Source organism: Pseudomonas sp. EggHat1 (genome assembly GCF_014892995.1).
Taxonomy (GTDB): Bacteria; Pseudomonadota; Gammaproteobacteria; order Pseudomonadales; family Pseudomonadaceae; genus Aquipseudomonas; species Aquipseudomonas chaetocerotis.
In genome coordinates, this window is sequence record NZ_JACKQK010000022.1 from 24,577 (window position 1) to 41,105 (window position 16,529).

At 61.8% G+C, this 16,529-nt stretch carries 13 protein-coding genes, 1 tRNA gene and 1 pseudogene; all 15 read left to right on the forward strand.

The window, feature by feature from the left end; all coding sequences use genetic code 11:
• Positions 1–74 precede the first annotated feature (74 nt).
• Entirely contained in the window at positions 75–3,221 is a 3,147-nt protein-coding gene (locus INS93_RS23595; RefSeq protein ID WP_226945710.1) for a type I restriction endonuclease subunit R, read from the forward strand.
• Between the two features lie 201 nt (positions 3,222–3,422).
• Positions 3,423–4,196 carry an ABC transporter ATP-binding protein gene (locus tag INS93_RS23600; protein ID WP_160020143.1) on the forward strand — a complete coding sequence of 258 codons (774 nt, stop codon included), beginning with the start codon at positions 3,423–3,425 and terminating at the stop codon, positions 4,194–4,196.
• A gap of 15 nt (positions 4,197–4,211) precedes the next feature.
• Entirely contained in the window at positions 4,212–4,964 is a 753-nt protein-coding gene (locus INS93_RS23605; RefSeq protein WP_192985757.1) for an ABC transporter substrate-binding protein, read from the forward strand.
• Positions 4,965–5,018: 54 nt separating this feature from the next.
• Positions 5,019–5,714, forward strand: a complete 696-nt coding sequence (locus INS93_RS23610; protein ID WP_192985758.1) for an ABC transporter permease — start codon at positions 5,019–5,021, stop codon at positions 5,712–5,714.
• A gap of 77 nt (positions 5,715–5,791) precedes the next feature.
• A complete protein-coding gene (locus INS93_RS23615; RefSeq protein ID WP_160020214.1) occupies positions 5,792–6,481 on the forward strand; it encodes an ABC transporter permease in 690 nt (229 codons plus the stop codon).
• Between the two features lie 51 nt (positions 6,482–6,532).
• Positions 6,533–7,747 carry a methyltransferase gene (locus INS93_RS23620; protein WP_192985759.1) on the forward strand — a complete coding sequence of 405 codons (1,215 nt, stop codon included), beginning with the start codon at positions 6,533–6,535 and terminating at the stop codon, positions 7,745–7,747.
• 294 nt (positions 7,748–8,041) lie between these two features.
• Positions 8,042–8,117: transfer RNA gene (locus INS93_RS23625), tRNA-Thr, on the forward strand.
• Positions 8,118–8,249: 132 nt separating this feature from the next.
• The gene (rfbB, locus tag INS93_RS23630) at positions 8,250–9,311 is read left to right on the forward strand and encodes a dTDP-glucose 4,6-dehydratase (RefSeq protein ID WP_192985760.1); all 1,062 of its coding nucleotides are present in this window, start codon (positions 8,250–8,252) and stop codon (positions 9,309–9,311) included.
• Positions 9,312–9,398: 87 nt separating this feature from the next.
• Positions 9,399–10,271, forward strand: coding sequence for a glucose-1-phosphate thymidylyltransferase RfbA (rfbA, locus tag INS93_RS23635; protein WP_192985761.1), 873 nt, complete (start codon positions 9,399–9,401; stop codon positions 10,269–10,271).
• A complete protein-coding gene (gene rfbC / locus INS93_RS23640; RefSeq protein ID WP_192985762.1) occupies positions 10,268–10,816 on the forward strand; it encodes a dTDP-4-dehydrorhamnose 3,5-epimerase in 549 nt (182 codons plus the stop codon). Before rfbA ends, rfbC begins: the two co-directional genes overlap by 4 nt.
• The gene (gene rfbD, locus INS93_RS23645; protein ID WP_192985763.1) at positions 10,813–11,676 is read left to right on the forward strand and encodes a dTDP-4-dehydrorhamnose reductase; all 864 of its coding nucleotides are present in this window, start codon (positions 10,813–10,815) and stop codon (positions 11,674–11,676) included. The genes rfbC and rfbD overlap by 4 nt, the downstream gene beginning before the upstream one ends.
• Positions 11,677–11,766: 90 nt before the next feature.
• Positions 11,767–13,581, forward strand: a complete 1,815-nt coding sequence (locus INS93_RS23650) for an ATP-binding protein (RefSeq protein ID WP_192985764.1) — start codon at positions 11,767–11,769, stop codon at positions 13,579–13,581.
• Positions 13,578–14,963 carry a sigma-54-dependent transcriptional regulator gene (locus INS93_RS23655; protein ID WP_192985765.1) on the forward strand — a complete coding sequence of 462 codons (1,386 nt, stop codon included), beginning with the start codon at positions 13,578–13,580 and terminating at the stop codon, positions 14,961–14,963. The genes INS93_RS23650 and INS93_RS23655 overlap by 4 nt, the downstream gene beginning before the upstream one ends.
• Before the next feature lie 308 nt (positions 14,964–15,271).
• The gene (gene dctP / locus INS93_RS23660) at positions 15,272–16,261 is read left to right on the forward strand and encodes a C4-dicarboxylate TRAP substrate-binding protein DctP (RefSeq protein ID WP_072424815.1); all 990 of its coding nucleotides are present in this window, start codon (positions 15,272–15,274) and stop codon (positions 16,259–16,261) included.
• 140 nt (positions 16,262–16,401) lie between these two features.
• A pseudogene (locus INS93_RS23665) lies at positions 16,402–16,529 on the forward strand (C4-dicarboxylate ABC transporter); the annotation flags it as partial.

Here is a 16,529-nt window from a genome sequence, read left to right on the forward strand (position 1 = left end):
TTATGGCTTTTCTTATTTCATCACAAACCAGGGCGATTGCCTGCCAGCCCAGGAAGGCGTAAGGGGTTCCCATGTTGAGCGAACAGCAACTCGAAGAGCTGAGTCTGGGCTGGTTCCAGCAGGTTGGCTGGCGTTTTGCCCATGGGCCGGATATCGCGCCGGATAGCAGCGCCCCTGAGCGTACCGATTACCGTCAGGTGGTTTTGCGAGAGCGCCTGTTGGCCTCACTGGCTCGGATTAACCCGCAGATTCCAGCTACTGCGCTCGAGCAGGCCGTGCATGCACTGCAAACGGTGAGCGAGCCGCAGATGGTAGTGCGTAACCGCAGCGTGCACCGTTTGTTGCTCGGTGGTGTGGCGGTGGAGTTTGAAATCGGCGAGCAGAAGAAGCAGGACTGGGTGTATTTCATCGACTTTGCCCAGCCCAGCAACAACGATTTTCTGGTGGTGAACCAATTCCCCATCACCGGCACTCGGCAACCACGCCGACCTGACTTGATCGCCTTCGTCAATGGTTTGCCATTGGCCGTGGTGGAGTTGAAGAACCCGGCCAACGAACAAACGGACATCTGGGACGCCTTCAACCAGCTACAAACCTACAAGGAAGAGATCAGCGACCTGTTCGACAGCAATGCCGCTCTGGTGGTCAGTGATGGCTGGACGGCGCGAGTGGGTTCGCTCACCGCTAACGCCGAACGCATGTTGCCCTGGCGCACCATCATGAACGAAGACGATCGGCCGCGCCTGCAGATGGAGCTGGAAACCTTGATCCGTGGCTTCTTCAAGCCCGAGCTGTTTCTGGACTACATACGCTACTTCGTATTGTTCGAGCAGGATGGCGACAGCATCGTCAAGAAGATTGCCGGTTATCACCAGTTCCACGCGGTGCGCGAGGCTGTGCGGGCAACGGTGATTGCCTCGCAAAATACGGATAAGGGCGTGTTGGGCGTCCACGAAGAGCGTGCGACCTATGCCAAAAAAGTGCAGCCTGGCTCACACAAAGCAGGCGTGGTGTGGCACACGCAGGGCTCGGGCAAGAGCATCACCATGCTGTGCTACGCGGGCAAGCTGTTGCAGCAGCCCGAGATGAAGAACCCTACATTGGTCGTCGTGACCGACCGCAATGACCTGGACGGCCAGTTGTTCGCAACCTTCAGCGCCGCCAGTGACTTGCTCAAGACCACGCCACAGCAAGCCGGTGACCGCGATGAACTGCGTGAGATGCTGGCTTCACGCGAGGCGGGCGGCATCATCTTCACCACGGTGCAGAAATTCGCGCTGCAAGAGGGCGAAGAGGAGCATCCATTGCTCTCTGATCGCACCAATATCGTGGTGATTTCCGATGAGGCCCACCGCAGCCAGTACGGCACCAAAGGCCGGTTGGACACCAAGACCGGCAAGTATGTGTTTGGTTATGCCAAACATCTGCACGATGCATTGAGAAACGCCACCTTCCTGGGCTTTACAGGTACACCTATTGCCGAGGAAGACCGTGATACCCGCGAGGTATTTGGCGAGTACGTCAGCATCTATGACATTCAGGATGCGGTGGACGATGGCGCAACAGTGCCCATTTTCTACGAAAGTCGGCTGGCCAAGCTGGATGTGAACCAAGCCGAGATCGACGCGCTCAACGAGCAGGTCGAAGAGGTCGTCGAGGATGAAGAGGACATCGCCAGCCGAGAGAAAACCAAAGGCGAGTGGGCAACGCTGGAAAAACTCGTAGGCTCAGCACCGCGCATCGAGCAGGTGGCGCGCGACCTGATAGAGCACTTCGAGGCGCGTGTTTCTGTGGTAGACGGCAAGGCCATGATCGTATGCATGAGTCGTGATATCTGCGCCCATCTCTACAACGCCATCGTAAGCATTCGACCGGACTGGCATAGCAATGACCCCGAGCAAGGGGCTATCAAGATCGTGATGACAGGCTCGGCTGCCGACAAGGCCTTGCTGCAGCCCCACCTCTACAGCAAACAGGTGAAAAAGCGGCTGGAAACACGCTTCAAAGACGCGAAAGACCCGTTGAAGCTGGTAATCGTGCGTGACATGTGGCTGACGGGGTTCGATGCGCCATGCTGCCACACCATGTATATCGACAAGCCGATGAAAGGCCACAACCTGATGCAGGCTATCGCCCGCGTCAATCGGGTGTTCAAGAACAAGCCTGGCGGCCTGGTGGTTGATTACATTGGTATCGCCAACGAGCTGAAGGCCGCGCTGAAAACCTATAGCGATGCCAAAGGTAAAGGTGACCCCACCCACGATTCTGCTGAAGCGCTGGCTGTGCTGATGGAGAAAATGGACATCGTGCGGGGAATGCTGCACGGCTTCGACTACAGCGCCTTTGAGAGCCGTCCACTCGAACTGCTGGTGCCCGTAGCCAACCATATTCTAGGCCTGCAGGACGGCAAGACACGCTTCCTCGACACCATGTTGGCGGTGACTAAAGCCTATTCGTTGTGCGGCACCTTGGATGAAGTCGCACCACTGCGTAAGGAAATTGCCTTCTTCTCTGCCATCAAGACCGCTATCAGCAAGTTCACCTCCGTGGACAAGAAACGCAGCGATGCGGAGAAGAACAGCGCGCTTAAACAGATACTGGACAACGCCATCATTTCTGACGGAGTGGCCGATATTTTTGACCTGGCCGGTTTGGACAAGCCGAACATCGGGCTGCTGTCGGACGAGTTCCTCGAGGATGTGCGGCAGATGGAGAGCCGCAACCTGGCTGTGGAGCTGCTGGAGAAGCTTCTGCGTGACGAGATCAAGGCGCGCGCTAGAAATAACGTGGTTCAGGAGAAGAAGTACGGCGACCGTTTGCTGGAGGCGTTGCGCAAGTATCACAACCGTGCCATCGAGACGGCGCAGGTGATCGAAGAATTGATCCAAATGGCCAAGGAGTTCCAGGCAGCCTTGGAACGGGAAGCGTCACTGGGGCTTGGGCAGGATGAAATCGCCTTCTACGATGCCTTGGCCAACAACGAAAGCGCGGTGCGTGAGCTGGGCGACGAGACGCTCAAGAAAATCGCCATGGAACTCACCGAGAAGCTGCGCGCCAGTACGACCATCGATTGGCAGGTTCGCGAGAGCGTGAGAGCGAAGCTACGCATTCTGGTGCGCCGCTGTTTGCAGCGGTGGAAGTACCCACCAGACCAGCAAGCAGACGCAGTGGAGTTGGTGCTAAAGCAAGCTGAGTCGCTATCGAATGAGTGGTCGATGTAGGCGTAGTCATGGCACTTCCCTCGTGCCATTGTTTCGCCTGCGCGACAAGCAACTGTAACCAGGCGACACCTGCGACGCGGCAACCCTCTATCGCCCAGCAAACGGCTTGGCGGTCACGGAAACGCTATGCTAGCTTGGCCGCCAGCCAGGATGGCCCGCCGTACGCCGGAGCGCATTCGAAGAAGAAGAGGACACCACCCCATGGCCGAGGCGACGCCCGCGCTGGAAATCCGCAACCTGCACAAGCGCTACGGCGATCTCGAAGTGCTCAAGGGTATTTCCCTGACCGCTAAAGACGGCGACGTCATTTCCATTCTCGGTTCTTCCGGCTCCGGCAAGTCCACCTTCCTGCGCTGCATCAATCTGCTGGAAAACCCGCACAAGGGTCAGATTTTCGTCGCTGGCGAGGAGCTCAAGCTCAAGGCCGCGAAGAACGGTGAGCTGGTTGCCGCCGACAACAGGCAGATCAATCGCCTGCGCAGCGAGATCGGTTTCGTCTTCCAGAATTTCAATCTGTGGCCGCACATGAGCGTGCTCGACAACATCATCGAGGCGCCGCGTCGTGTACTTGGCCAGAGCAAGGCCGAGGCCATCGAGGTGGCCGAAGCGCTGCTGGCCAAGGTCGGTATCGCCGACAAACGTCACGTCTACCCCAACCAGCTTTCCGGCGGCCAGCAGCAACGCGCGGCCATCGCCCGCACCCTGGCCATGCAGCCGAAGGTGATCCTGTTCGACGAGCCGACTTCGGCGCTCGACCCGGAGATGGTACAAGAAGTGCTTAATGTGATTCGCGCGCTTGCCGACGAGGGTCGCACCATGCTGCTGGTGACCCATGAAATGAGTTTCGCTCGCCAGGTTTCCAGCGAGGTGGTGTTTCTCCACCAGGGCCTGGTCGAGGAACAGGGGCCACCCGCCCAGGTGTTTGACAACCCGAACTCGGCACGCTGTAAACAATTCATGTCCAGCAATCGCTAACACGGAGCAACATGCATGCAGAACTATAAGAAGATCCTGCTGGCCGCAGCCGCTACCCTGGCTTTCGGCACCAGCGCTGTCGCAGCTGACAAACTGAAACTCGGCACCGAAGGCGCCTACCCGCCCTTCAACCTGATCGACGCCAGTGGCAAGGTAACAGGCTTCGACGTGGAAATCGGCCAGGCGCTGTGCGCCAAGATGCAGGCCGAATGCGAAGTGGTCACCTCCGACTGGGATGGCATCATTCCGGCCCTGAACGCCAAGAAATTCGACTTCCTGATCGCTTCGATGTCGATCACCGAAGAGCGTCAGGCCGCGGTCGATTTCACCGAGCCGTACTACACCAACAAGCTGCAGTTCATCGCCCCTAAAACCAGCGACTTCAAGACCGATGCCGGCAGCCTCAAAGGCAAGGTGATCGGTGCGCAGCGCGCCACCATCGCCGGCACCTGGCTGGAAGACAACCTGGACAAAGTGGTCGACATCAAGCTGTACGACACCCAGGAAAACGCCTACCTCGACCTGGCTTCCGGCCGTCTCGATGGCGTGCTGGCCGACACCTTCGTCAACTGGGAATGGCTCAAGAGCGACGCCGGCAAGGACTTCGAGTTCAAGGGCGACCCGGTATTCGACAACGACAAGATCGGCATCGCCGTGCGCAAGGGCGACCCGCTGCGTGAGAAGCTGAACACCGCTCTGCAAGCCATCATCGAAGACGGCACCTACAAGCAGATCAACGACAAGTACTTCCCGTTCAGCATCTATTGATGACCTGAAGGCATTGCGTCGCCCATTGGGCGGCGCAGTTGCCCGAGCCCTCCGATGATTTTCGAACTCCACGGATTCGGCCCCGCACTGGCCGCCGGCACCCTGATGACCATCCAACTGGCGCTTTGCGCGCTGGCTGTAGGTCTGGTGCTCGGCCTGCTCGGCGCGCTGGCCAAGACTTCGCCGTACAAGCCGCTGCAGTGGCTCGGCGGCAGCTATTCCACCCTCGTGCGCGGCGTGCCCGAACTGCTCTGGGTGCTGCTGATCTATTTCGGCACGGTTGGCCTGATGCGCAGCCTGGCCGACCTGCTTGGTGTCGAGAGCCTCGAACTCTCCGCCTTCGCTGCGGGTACCATCGCCCTTGGCCTGTGTTTCGGCGCCTACGCCACCGAGGTGTTCCGTGGCGCCATCCTGGCCATACCCAAGGGCCACCGCGAAGCCGGTCAGGCACTCGGCATGTCCAAGGCACGCATTCTCTGGAAGCTGATCCTGCCGCAGATGTGGCGCATCGCCCTGCCCGGCCTGGGCAACCTGTTCATGATTCTGATGAAGGACACCGCGCTGGTCTCGGTGATCGGCCTGGAGGAAATCATGCGCCGCTCGCAGATTGCGGTGACCGCCAGCAAGGAGCCCTTTACCTTCTATATGGTTGCAGCCTTCATTTATCTGGGCCTGACCGTTCTCGCCATGATCGGCCTGTATTTCCTTGAGAAGCGCGCCAGCCGCGGCTTCGTCCGGAGCGCCTCATGAGAAAGAACGCTGCTATCGTCGCCTGGCTCGCAGCAGGCCTTCTCGTCGCTTACGCGCTTTGGTCGAGCCTTTCCAGTCTGAACTGGACCGTCATCATCAAGTGGCTGCCGCGCCTGTCCGAAGGCGCGCTGCTGACCCTGGAACTGGTGGCCATCGCGGTTGTCGCTGGCCTGATCCTCGCACTGCCGATGGGCATCGCCCGCGCATCCAAGCACTGGTACGTGCGCGCCCTGCCCTATGGCTACATCTTCTTCTTCCGCGGCACACCACTGCTGGTGCAGCTGTTTTTGGTCTACTACGGCCTGGCGCAATTCGACGCCGTGCGCCAGGGCCCACTCTGGCCCTACCTGCGCTCGCCGTACTGGTGCGCGATCATCACCATGACCCTGCACACCGCCGCCTATATCGCCGAAATCCTGCGCGGCGCCATTCAGGCCGTGCCGCCCGGTGAAGTAGAAGCGGCGCGCGCACTGGGCATGTCGCGGGCCAAGACCATGTTCTACATCGTCCTGCCGCGTGCAGCACGCATCGGTCTGCCGGCCTACAGCAACGAAGTGATCCTGATGCTCAAGGCCAGCGCCCTGGCCAGCACCGTGACGCTGCTCGAGCTGACCGGCATGGCGCGCACCATCATCGCCCGCACCTACCTGCCGGTGGAGATCTTCTTTGCCGCCGGCCTGTTCTACCTGGTCATTGCCTTCGTTCTGGTGCGCGCCTTCCGCCTGCTGGAACGCTGGCTGCGCGTCGACGCCTGCCAAGGTCGCTAGGCCAACCGGGCGGCCACTTGGCAGTCCGGTTCAACCAGACGCATGAGCGCCATGTCCGAGCCCATCCTAACCTCTGGCGATCTGCTCGCCCGCTTCCAGGCCCTGGACAGCTTTCTTCTGCAGCATCAGGCGCTGTGGCGCCCGCGCCCGTTTCATCACCTGCAACTGCCTTGGGAAGCAGAGCTGGCGGCACTCGCTACCTGGCTACGCAGCCGCTCCCTGGAACAGGCTGAGGCCAGCGACAACAGCCCCTTCGCAATCCCTGCACCAGCGCCCTTTCCCGACCTGGCCCGCCAGGCGCAGACGCTCAGTCAGTTGGGTGAGATTCCGAGCCTGGACAGTCCACCGCGCGCACACGCCTTGAGCGTCGATGTACCCGGCAGGAAGCTGGCGCAGATCCAGGCCTTTGCCAGTCACCTGCAGTTTCGCCAGCGCCCCACGCACTGGCTCGACTGGTGCTCCGGCAAAGGCCACCTCGGTCGTTGGCTGACTCAGGATGATCAACACCTGACCTGCCTGGAATACGATCCGGCGCTGATCGAGTCCGGCAGCGCACTGAGCAACCGCCTTGGACTGAACGCCGCACATCTACAGCAGGATGTGCTTGCCGATGACTGCAACGAACGCCTGACGAAAGAACATACTCCCGTGGCCCTGCACGCCTGCGGCGACCTGCATGTACGCCTGCTGCAACTGGCCAGCCGCAACGGATGCCCGCAACTGGCGGTAGCGCCCTGCTGCTACAACCGCATCGCTGGCATGCACTACCAGCCGCTGTCGGCAGCGGCGCAGGGCTCAGGCCTGCAACTATCCCGCGATGACCTCGGCCTGCCGCTGAGCGAAACCGTCACGGCTGGCGCCCGCGTGCGCAGACAACGCAATCAGTCGATGGCCTGGCGCCTGGCTTTCGATCTGCTGCAACGTCAGCTACGTGGTATCGATGACTACCTGCCAACGCCATCACTGCCCAGCGACTGGTTCAGCAAACCGTTCGCCAGCTTCTGTCATGACCTCGCCGAACTGCGCGATGTGCCGTCGCCCGGTGAGCAGGACTGGCACGCGCTGGAAGCTCGCGGCTGGCAACGCCTGGCCGAAGTGCGCAATCTGGAACTGCTGCGCAACCTGTTCCGCCGGCCACTGGAACTCTGGCTGCTGCTCGACCGCGCCCTGTATCTGCAGGAACAGGGCTACAAGGTGAAGCTAGGCACCTTCTGTGATTACCAACTGAGCCCGCGCAACCTGCTACTGCTGGCCGAGCGCGCCTGAGTTGCGCACAGAAGCTGTGGATAACTCTGTTGATCCTTTCTGGGCAAATGCTGCAAAGCCACTTGGGAATTGCCTCGTAGACATCTGATCATTTTTCGAACAGCACTCGAAGCTATAGTAAAAACAATGACTTGCGAAAAATCGTGATCCAGCGCACAGAGCCGGTGCGCGGCTATCGGATACGCCTTCTCTTTGTGCATAAGCCGAAAGCTGCTGATAGCCGAGCCCGGAAAAACCTGGCTCGAAGGTGGCTTTACTCAGGCTGACGAATGGATATAATGGCGGCCCTTCAGTGCCGGTATAGCTCAGCTGGTAGAGCAACTGACTTGTAATCAGTAGGTCCCGGGTTCGACTCCTGGTGCCGGCACCATCTAATATCAGGGCCTGCTTTCATGCAGGCCTTTTTTGTTTTTGCTCCTGCCCACATCGTCGCTTGTTCATTGCACTTACGGCACTCGGCTCGTGGGTATGGCGAAAGGTTACATAGCGAGGTTATGAGCAGATGCGCATCCTTATCACCGGCGGCGCCGGCTTCATCGGTTCGGCTCTGATTCGTCATCTGATTCAGGACACCGAACACGAGGTACTCAACCTCGACAAACTGACCTATGCCGGCAACCTGGAGTCCCTCACGCCAGTCACCGACAGCCCGCGCTACCGTTTCGTCCACGCCGACATCGCCGATAGCGAACAAGTCGCTGCGATGCTGGCCGAGTTCCAACCCGACGCCATTATGCATCTGGCCGCCGAGTCCCATGTCGACCGCTCCATCGATGGCCCAGCTGCGTTCATCCAGACCAATATCGTCGGCACCTACAGCCTGCTGGAAAGCACCCGCGCCTATTGGCTTGGCCTGAGTGCAGAACGCAAAGCGGCGTTTCGCTTCCACCACATTTCCACCGATGAGGTGTACGGCGACCTGCACGGTGTCGATGACCTCTTCACCGAAGCCACGCCCTACGCGCCCAGCTCACCTTATTCGGCGAGCAAGGCGGCGTCCGATCACCTGGTACGCGCCTGGCAGCGCACCTACGGTCTGCCGGTGCTGATCACCAACTGCTCGAACAATTACGGCCCTTACCACTTCCCCGAGAAGCTGATCCCGCTGATGATCCTCAATGCCCTGGCAGGCAAACCGCTGCCGGTGTATGGCAACGGCCAGCAGATACGTGACTGGCTGTACGTCGAAGACCACGCGCGCGCGCTGCTCAAGGTGGTCAGCGAGGGCGAGGTCGGTGAGACTTACAACATTGGCGGGCACAACGAGCAGAAGAATCTCGACGTGGTGCAAGCCATCTGCGCCCTGCTGGAAGAGCTGGAACCGCAGAAGCCTGCAGGCATCTCGAGTTATGCAGAGCTGATCACCTATGTACAGGATCGCCCAGGTCACGACCTGCGCTATGCCATCGACGCCAGCAAGATCGAGCGCGAGTTGGGTTGGGTACCAGAGGAAACCTTCGAAAGTGGTTTGCGCAAGACGGTGCAGTGGTACCTGGACAATCTCGACTGGTGCCGCCGCGTTCAGGATGGCAGCTATCAGGGCCAGCGGCTCGGTGCCCTCTAGGTTTCAAGACGTAGGGCGGGTGCAACCCGCCAGCCAGGCAGCGGCGGGTTGCACCCACCCTACGCTTCGACAAGGAACACAGAAAACATGAAAGGCATCATCCTCGCCGGCGGCTCCGGCACTCGCCTGCACCCCATTACCCTCGGTGTGTCCAAGCAACTGCTGCCGATCTATGACAAGCCGATGATCTACTATCCGCTGTCGGTGCTGATGCTGGCCGGCATTCGCGAGATTCTGATCATCTCCACCCCCGAAGATTTGCCCAACTTCCGCAAGATGCTTGGCGACGGTAGCCAGTTCGGCATCGAACTGCAGTATGCCGAGCAACCTTCTCCCGATGGCCTGGCGCAAGCCTTCCTTATCGGCGAGTCGTTCATCGGCAACGACTCGGTGTGCCTGATTCTCGGCGACAACATTTTCCACGGCCAGCACTTCACCGAAAAACTGCTGCGCGCAGCAAACCATGAAGGTGGCGCCACGGTATTCGGCTACTGGGTCAGCGATCCCGAGCGTTTTGGCGTGGTCGAATTCGACGCCGCCGGCAATGCACTGTCGATCGAGGAGAAACCGGCCCAACCCAAGTCCAGCTTTGCCGTGACCGGCCTGTATTTCTACGACAACGACGTGGTGCAGATCGCCAAGGCGGTCAAACCCTCGCCACGTGGCGAGCTGGAAATCACCGACGTGAACAATGCCTACCTGGCCCGTGGCGACCTGCGAGTGGAGCGCTTCGGCCGCGGTTTCGCCTGGCTCGACACCGGCACCCACGACAGCCTGCTCGATGCCTCGCACTACGTGCAGACAGTGGAAAAGCGCCAGGGCCTGAAGGTCGCCTGCCTCGAAGAAATCGCCTATCAGCAGGGCTGGATCGACCGCGACAAACTGCTCGCATGCGCCAAGGCGCTGGGCAAAACCGGCTACGGCCAGTACCTGTACAAGCTTGCCGAGGAACTCCCATGAAGGTGATTACCACTGCATTGCCGCAAGTGCTGATTCTCGAACCCCAGGTATTCGGTGACGAACGCGGCTTCTTCTACGAGAGTTTCAACGCACGGCGCTTTGCCGAAGCCACCGGGGTAACCCGCGAATTCGTCCAGGACAACCATTCGCGTTCCGCCCGCGGCGTGCTGCGCGGCCTGCACTATCAACTGCGGCAGGCCCAGGGCAAGCTGGTGCGCGTCAGTGCCGGCGAGGTCTATGACGTCGCGGTCGACGTACGCCGCAGCTCGGCGAATTTCGGCAAGTGGGTCGGCGTGCATCTGTCCGCCGAAAACAAACGCCAGCTTTGGGTGCCGGAAGGTTTCGCCCACGGCTTCCTGGTACTCAGCGAATACGCCGAATTCCTCTACAAGACCACCGACTACTACGCCCCGGCCCACGAGCGTTGCATCCGCTGGGACGACCCACAGCTGGCCATCGACTGGCCGCTCGAAGGCCTGACGCCGCAACTCTCGGCCAAGGACCAGCAGGGCCTGAGCCTCGACGAGGCCGAGACCTTCGCATGAAGATTCTTGTCAGCGGCCATACCGGCCAGGTCGCCCGCGAACTGCAACTGGCCCTGCGCAAGCACGAACTGGTCAGCCTCGGCCGCCAGACATTCGACCTGTCGCGCCCGGACAGTCTGCGCGAAACCATCCTGCGCGAACGTCCAGCGCTGGTGATCAATGCCGCCGCCTACACTGCCGTTGACCAGGCCGAGCAGGAGCGAGCGCTGGCCTTCGCCGTCAATGCCGAGGCGCCGGCCGCCATGGCCGACGCCTGCTTCGAACTCGACATCCCGTTGATCCACTACTCCACCGACTACGTCTTCGACGGCAGCAAGGCCACACCCTACCGTGAAGCCGATACGCCACATCCGCTGGGCGTCTACGGTGCCAGCAAGGCGGCCGGCGAACAGGCGCTGCGCATCAGCGGCTGCGATCACCTGATCCTGCGCACCAGTTGGGTCTACTCGCAGCACGGGCGCAACTTCCTGCTGACCATGCAGCGCCTGCTGCAGGAGCGAGAGGAGCTCAGCGTGGTCGACGACCAGATCGGCGCGCCGACCTGGGCCGGCAGCATCGCCAGCGCCACCGCCGAGCTGATCGACAAGTGGCAGCAGGGGCGTCATCACTGGGGCACCTACCACCTGACCTGCCAGGGCGAGACCAGCTGGTTCGGCTTCGCCAGCGCCATCGCCGAGCGCCTGCGTGCGGCCGGCAAGCCCTGCGCCAGGCTTCGTCCCATCCCCAGCAACGAGTACCCGACACCGGCGCAGCGCCCACTCAATTCGCGCCTGGATGGCAACCGCCTGGAGCAGGAATGGCAGGTTCGCCTGCCGGACTGGCGCACGGCACTGGACGCCTGCCTGCAGCGCATGAACTGAAGGCCCGACGTTTCATCCGCGCGGCCGGTGCCCATCACCGACCGCGCGCTTAACGTGCATAATGCGCCGATCATTTCTGCACGGTTTGCCATGAGCACGAACACTGCCACTCCCCGTCGTCTGCGCTGGCGCAGCCTCGTGCTGCTGGCGTTGCTGCTTGCGCCACTGCTGTGGCCCGTTCACTTCCTGGCCGAGCGCTACTACCGCGAAGTGCTGATCGAGCAGAACCGGCAAACCCTCGATCTGTATGTCGCCAACCTGCTCGGTACGCTGCGTCGCTATGAGGTACTGCCGCAGATTCTTGGTGACCTTCCAGGCCTGCGTGCCGCCCTGCATGCACCTGATGACCCCGCCGCGCTGGACAACGCCAACCGCCTGCTGGCCCGCGTGAAAAGCCAGACCGGCGCTGACGTCATCTATCTGATGAACCCGCGCGGCGTCACCCTGGCCGCCTCCAACTGGGACAAACCTGACAGCTTCGTCGCCGGCAACTTCGCCTTCCGTCCCTATTTTCGTGAAGCGCTGGCCGGGCGCCTGGGGCGTTTCTTCGGCCTGGGTACAACGTCCGGCAAGCGCGGTTATTACTTCGCCTACCCGGTGCGCGAGGACGAGCACAACATCGGCGCGCTGGTGGTCAAGGTCGATCTCGACCACACCGAAACGCTCTGGGGCAACACACCGGAACAACTGCTGGTCACCGATACCAACGGCGTGGTCATCCTCACCTCGCGCCCGGACTGGCGCTTTCACGCCAGCCGGCCACTGGACCGCGTCGAGCAATCGGCCATCGCCGCCAACCAGCCCTATCCGACCCAGGCGCCGCCCCTGCTCGATCTCGATCCCAACGCCTGGCTGACACAAAGCCGCGCTCTGGAAGAGACCGGCTGGACCGTGAGCATTCTCGCCCCACGCATACTGCTCGACCGCCCCGTGCGCAGTGCCGTGGCCGTGGGCGCGGCTGCCCTGCTGGCACTGCTGCTGCTGCTTGGCCTGTTGATATTGCGCCGCCGTCACTACCTCGAACGCATCGCTCTCGACGCCCGCGCCAAGGCCGAACTGGAACAGCGTGTCGCCGAACGGACGCAGGATCTGGAGTTGCTCAACAGCCGCCTCAAGCAGGAAGTGCTCGAGCGTGAACAGGCCCAACAGGAACTGGTGCGCGCTCAGGATGAGCTGGTCCAGGCCGGTAAACTCTCGGCACTCGGCACCATGAGCGCCAGCATCAGCCACGAACTCAACCAGCCGCTGGGGGCGATCCGTAGCTATGCGGAGAACGCCAGTACCCTGCTCGATCATCAGCGCACCGACGATGCGCGCGCCAATCTCAAGTTGATCAGCGAACTGACCGAGCGCATGGCCTCGATCATCGCCCACCTGCGCGCCTTCGCCCGTCGTGATCGTCATGCACCGGAGCGGGTTGCCCTGCAGCCGGCGCTGGACGATGCGCTCGCGCTGCTGGCCAAGCGCCGCCGGGCCATGGATGTGGAGCTGATCCGCGACCTGCCGGACGCCACCCTCTGGGTCCAGGCCGGTGAAACGCGGCTGCGCCAGGTGCTCGGCAATCTGCTCGGCAATGCACTCGATGCGTTGGTCGACAGAGCGCCGCAACGGCGCATCTGGATCAGCGTCGAGCATCAGGCCGAGTACCTGCACCTGCTGCTGCGCGACAATGGCCCGGGCTTCTCGCCCGAATCACTGGCGCGCGCGCGCGAACCCTTCTTCACCACCAAGACCAGCGCCCAGGGCCTGGGGCTGGGCCTGGCCATCTGCGATAGTCTGGTGCGTGCGCTGGACGGCGAACTGCTGCTGGCCAATCATCCAGCAGGCGGTGCGCTGATCACCCTGCGCCTGCGCCTGGCCACCCCCGGCGTCAACCTGCAACCCTCAGAGGACCCTTCGCCATGACCAGCGACAGCGCCATCGACAGCCGCATTCAGGTACTGCTGATCGACGACGACGCCCATCTGCGCCAGGCACTCAGCCAGACGCTCGACCTGGCCGGGCTCAAGGTCATGAGCCTGGGCGATGCGCAGGGCCTGGCCGCGCGCATTCCCGTTGGCTGGCCCGGGGTGGTGGTCAGCGATATCCGCATGCCCGGCATCGATGGCCTGCAACTGCTGCAGCAATTGCGCGAGCGCGATGCCGAGCTGCCCGTGCTGCTGATCACCGGCCACGGTGACGTGCCGCTGGCCGTCCAGGCGATGCGCGCCGGCGCCTATGACTTCCTGGAAAAACCCTTCGCCAATGACGACCTGCTCGACAGCGTGCGCCGCGCGCTGGAGCTACGTCGCCTGGTGCTGGACAACCGCAGCCTGCGCATGGCACTGACCGACCGCCAGCAGCTGGCCAGCCGCCTGGTTGGCCAATCGCCTGCCATGCAACGCCTGCGCGAACAGATCGGCGCCCTTGCCAGCATCGCCACCGATGTCCTGATTCTCGGCGAGACCGGCGCCGGCAAGGAGGTGGTCGCACGCGCCCTGCACGACCTGTCCAACCGCCGCGAAGGCCCCTTCGTCGCCATCAACGCCGGCGCACTGGCCGAATCGGTGGTGGAAAGCGAGCTGTTCGGCCATGAGGCCGGTGCCTTCACCGGCGCGCAGAAACGGCGGATCGGCAAGTTCGAGTTCGCCAACGGCGGCACCCTGTTCCTCGACGAGATCGAGAGCATGAGCATGGACGTGCAGGTCAAGTTGCTGCGCCTGCTGCAGGAGCGGGTGGTCGAGCGACTCGGTGGTAATCAGCTGATCCCACTGGATATCCGCATCATCGCCGCGACCAAGGAAGATCTGCGCCAGGCTGCCGATGCCGGGCGCTTCCGCGCCGACCTCTACTACCGCCTCAACGTCGCGCCGCTGTCCATCCCGCCGCTGCGCGAGCGCGGCGAGGACGCCCTGCTGCTGTTCCAGCATTTCGCCGATGGGGCGGCCGCCCGCCATGCGCTGGCGCCGCGCGAGCTGCAGCCAGGCCAGCGCGCGCTGTTGCTACGTCATCCCTGGCCAGGCAACGTGCGCGAACTGCAGAACGCTGCCGAGCGCTTCGCGCTGGGCTTGGAACTGGCGCTCGACAGCAATGCGCCGAACCTGCCGGCGGTCAACGGCGGGCTCAGCGAGCAGGTCGAAGCGTTCGAACGCGCACTGATCGCCGCCGAGCTGAGCCGCCCGCACGGCTCGCTGCGCAGCCTGGCCGAAGCCCTGGGCGTGCCGCGCAAGACCCTGCACGACAAACTGCGCAAACATGGGCTGAATTTCTCCGGCGCTGGCGGAAGCTCGCCAGAGGACTTCGACTGACTGGCGGCAAACCGCCAGATCAGGACGTATCGATAGGTCGGGGAGCGCTTCGAAAGGCCCGCGCCGCGATTGGCCAGAAGCCATCAAGGCCGCTGGCCAAGGGCTTTTGCGCACTTGTCATGCGTATGCCACAGAGGTCTGGCACAAGGGTTGCTCTGGATTTGCCCCACGCGAACCCACAAGTACAAGTCCAGGCCTCGCTAATGCCACCGGCGTTTTTCTCCAAGCCGCCTAGACTTGCTCTTGTCCGTTCGTCAGCTGCGCCCCTCGGCGCAAATGCGATAAACACAACAAGAGGAAGCATCCGCATGTTCAAACTGACTGCCAAGGCGCTGGCTTGCGCCCTGTCCCTGTCCATCGCTGGCGTGGTTCACGCTGCCGACCCGATCGTCATCAAGTTCTCTCACGTGGTCGCTGAGCACACCCCGAAAGGTCAGGGTGCCGTTCTGTTCAAGCAACTGGCTGAAGAGCGTCTGGGCGACAAGGTCAAGGTCGAGGTCTACCCGAACTCCTCGCTGTTCGGTGACGGCAAGGAAATGGAAGCGCTGCTGCTCGGCGACGTCCAGATCATCGCCCCGTCCCTGGCCAAGTTCGAGCATTACACCAAGCAGCTGCAGGTATTCGACCTGCCGTTCCTGTTCGACGACATGGCTGCAGTTGATCGCTTCCAGAAAGGTCCGGAAGGCCAGAAACTGCTGACCTCCATGACCGACAAGGGCATCACCGGCCTGGCCTACTGGCACAACGGCCTGAAGCAGCTGTCGGCCAACAAGGCGCTGCTGGAGCCGAAAGACGCCCGTGGTCTGAAGTTCCGCGTACAGGCGTCTGCCGTACTGGAAGAGCAGTTCAAGGCCGTACGCGCCAACCCGCGCAAGATGAGCTTCGCCGAGGTTTACCAAGGTCTGCAGACCGGCGTGGTCAACGGTGCCGAAAACCCGTACTCGAACATCTACAGCCAGAAGATGCACGAAGTGCAGAAGTACATCACCGAGTCCAACCATGGCCTGCTGGACTACATGCTGATCACCAACACCAAGTTCTGGGAAGGTCTGCCGGCTGACGTACGCGACGAGCTGAACAAGATCATCGCCGAGGTCACCGTCGAGGTGAACAAGCAGGCTGACGCCCTCAACGAAGGCGACAAGCAGCGCATCGTCGAAGCAGGCACCACCGAGATCCTGACCCTGACTCCTGAGCAGCGCGGCCAATGGCGCGATGCCATGCAGCCGGTATGGAAGAAGTTCGAAGGTGAGATCGGCGCTGACCTGATCAAGGCCGCGCAAGCTGCCAACCAGTAATAAGGCCGGAGAGCCGTAGGGTGGGCAGAGCGTCGATGCTCTGACCCACCACGACGCCCGCGACGGGCGTCGATCAACGCTGTAACCGGTGGGCCGGCTACCGTCCCACCCTACGCCCTTTCCATTCGGGAGAACCGACCATGAACGCCTTGCGGCGCGTCTGGGAGCACTTCGAGGAAGGCTTCATCGCTTTCCTCCTGGCGGCCATGACGCTGATCACTTTCGTCTACGTGATCCTCAACAACTTCTACACCCTGTTCTATTGGCT

What these genes read in the sequence shown, in the direction of transcription:
- INS93_RS23600 (WP_160020143.1), top strand. Translation starts at nt 3,423, where the DNA reads ATGGCCGAGGCGACGCCCGCGCTGGAAATCCGCAACCTGCACAAGCGC.
- INS93_RS23605 (WP_192985757.1), top strand. Translation starts at nt 4,212, where the DNA reads ATGCAGAACTATAAGAAGATCCTGCTGGCCGCAGCCGCTACCCTGGCT.
- INS93_RS23610 (WP_192985758.1), top strand. Translation starts at nt 5,019, where the DNA reads ATGATTTTCGAACTCCACGGATTCGGCCCCGCACTGGCCGCCGGCACC.
- INS93_RS23620 (WP_192985759.1), top strand. Translation starts at nt 6,533, where the DNA reads ATGTCCGAGCCCATCCTAACCTCTGGCGATCTGCTCGCCCGCTTCCAG.
- rfbB (WP_192985760.1), top strand. Translation starts at nt 8,250, where the DNA reads ATGCGCATCCTTATCACCGGCGGCGCCGGCTTCATCGGTTCGGCTCTG.
- rfbA (WP_192985761.1), top strand. Translation starts at nt 9,399, where the DNA reads ATGAAAGGCATCATCCTCGCCGGCGGCTCCGGCACTCGCCTGCACCCC.
- rfbC (WP_192985762.1), top strand. Translation starts at nt 10,268, where the DNA reads ATGAAGGTGATTACCACTGCATTGCCGCAAGTGCTGATTCTCGAACCC.
- rfbD (WP_192985763.1), top strand. Translation starts at nt 10,813, where the DNA reads ATGAAGATTCTTGTCAGCGGCCATACCGGCCAGGTCGCCCGCGAACTG.
- INS93_RS23650 (WP_192985764.1), top strand. Translation starts at nt 11,767, where the DNA reads ATGAGCACGAACACTGCCACTCCCCGTCGTCTGCGCTGGCGCAGCCTC.
- INS93_RS23655 (WP_192985765.1), top strand. Translation starts at nt 13,578, where the DNA reads ATGACCAGCGACAGCGCCATCGACAGCCGCATTCAGGTACTGCTGATC.
- dctP (WP_072424815.1), top strand. Translation starts at nt 15,272, where the DNA reads ATGTTCAAACTGACTGCCAAGGCGCTGGCTTGCGCCCTGTCCCTGTCC.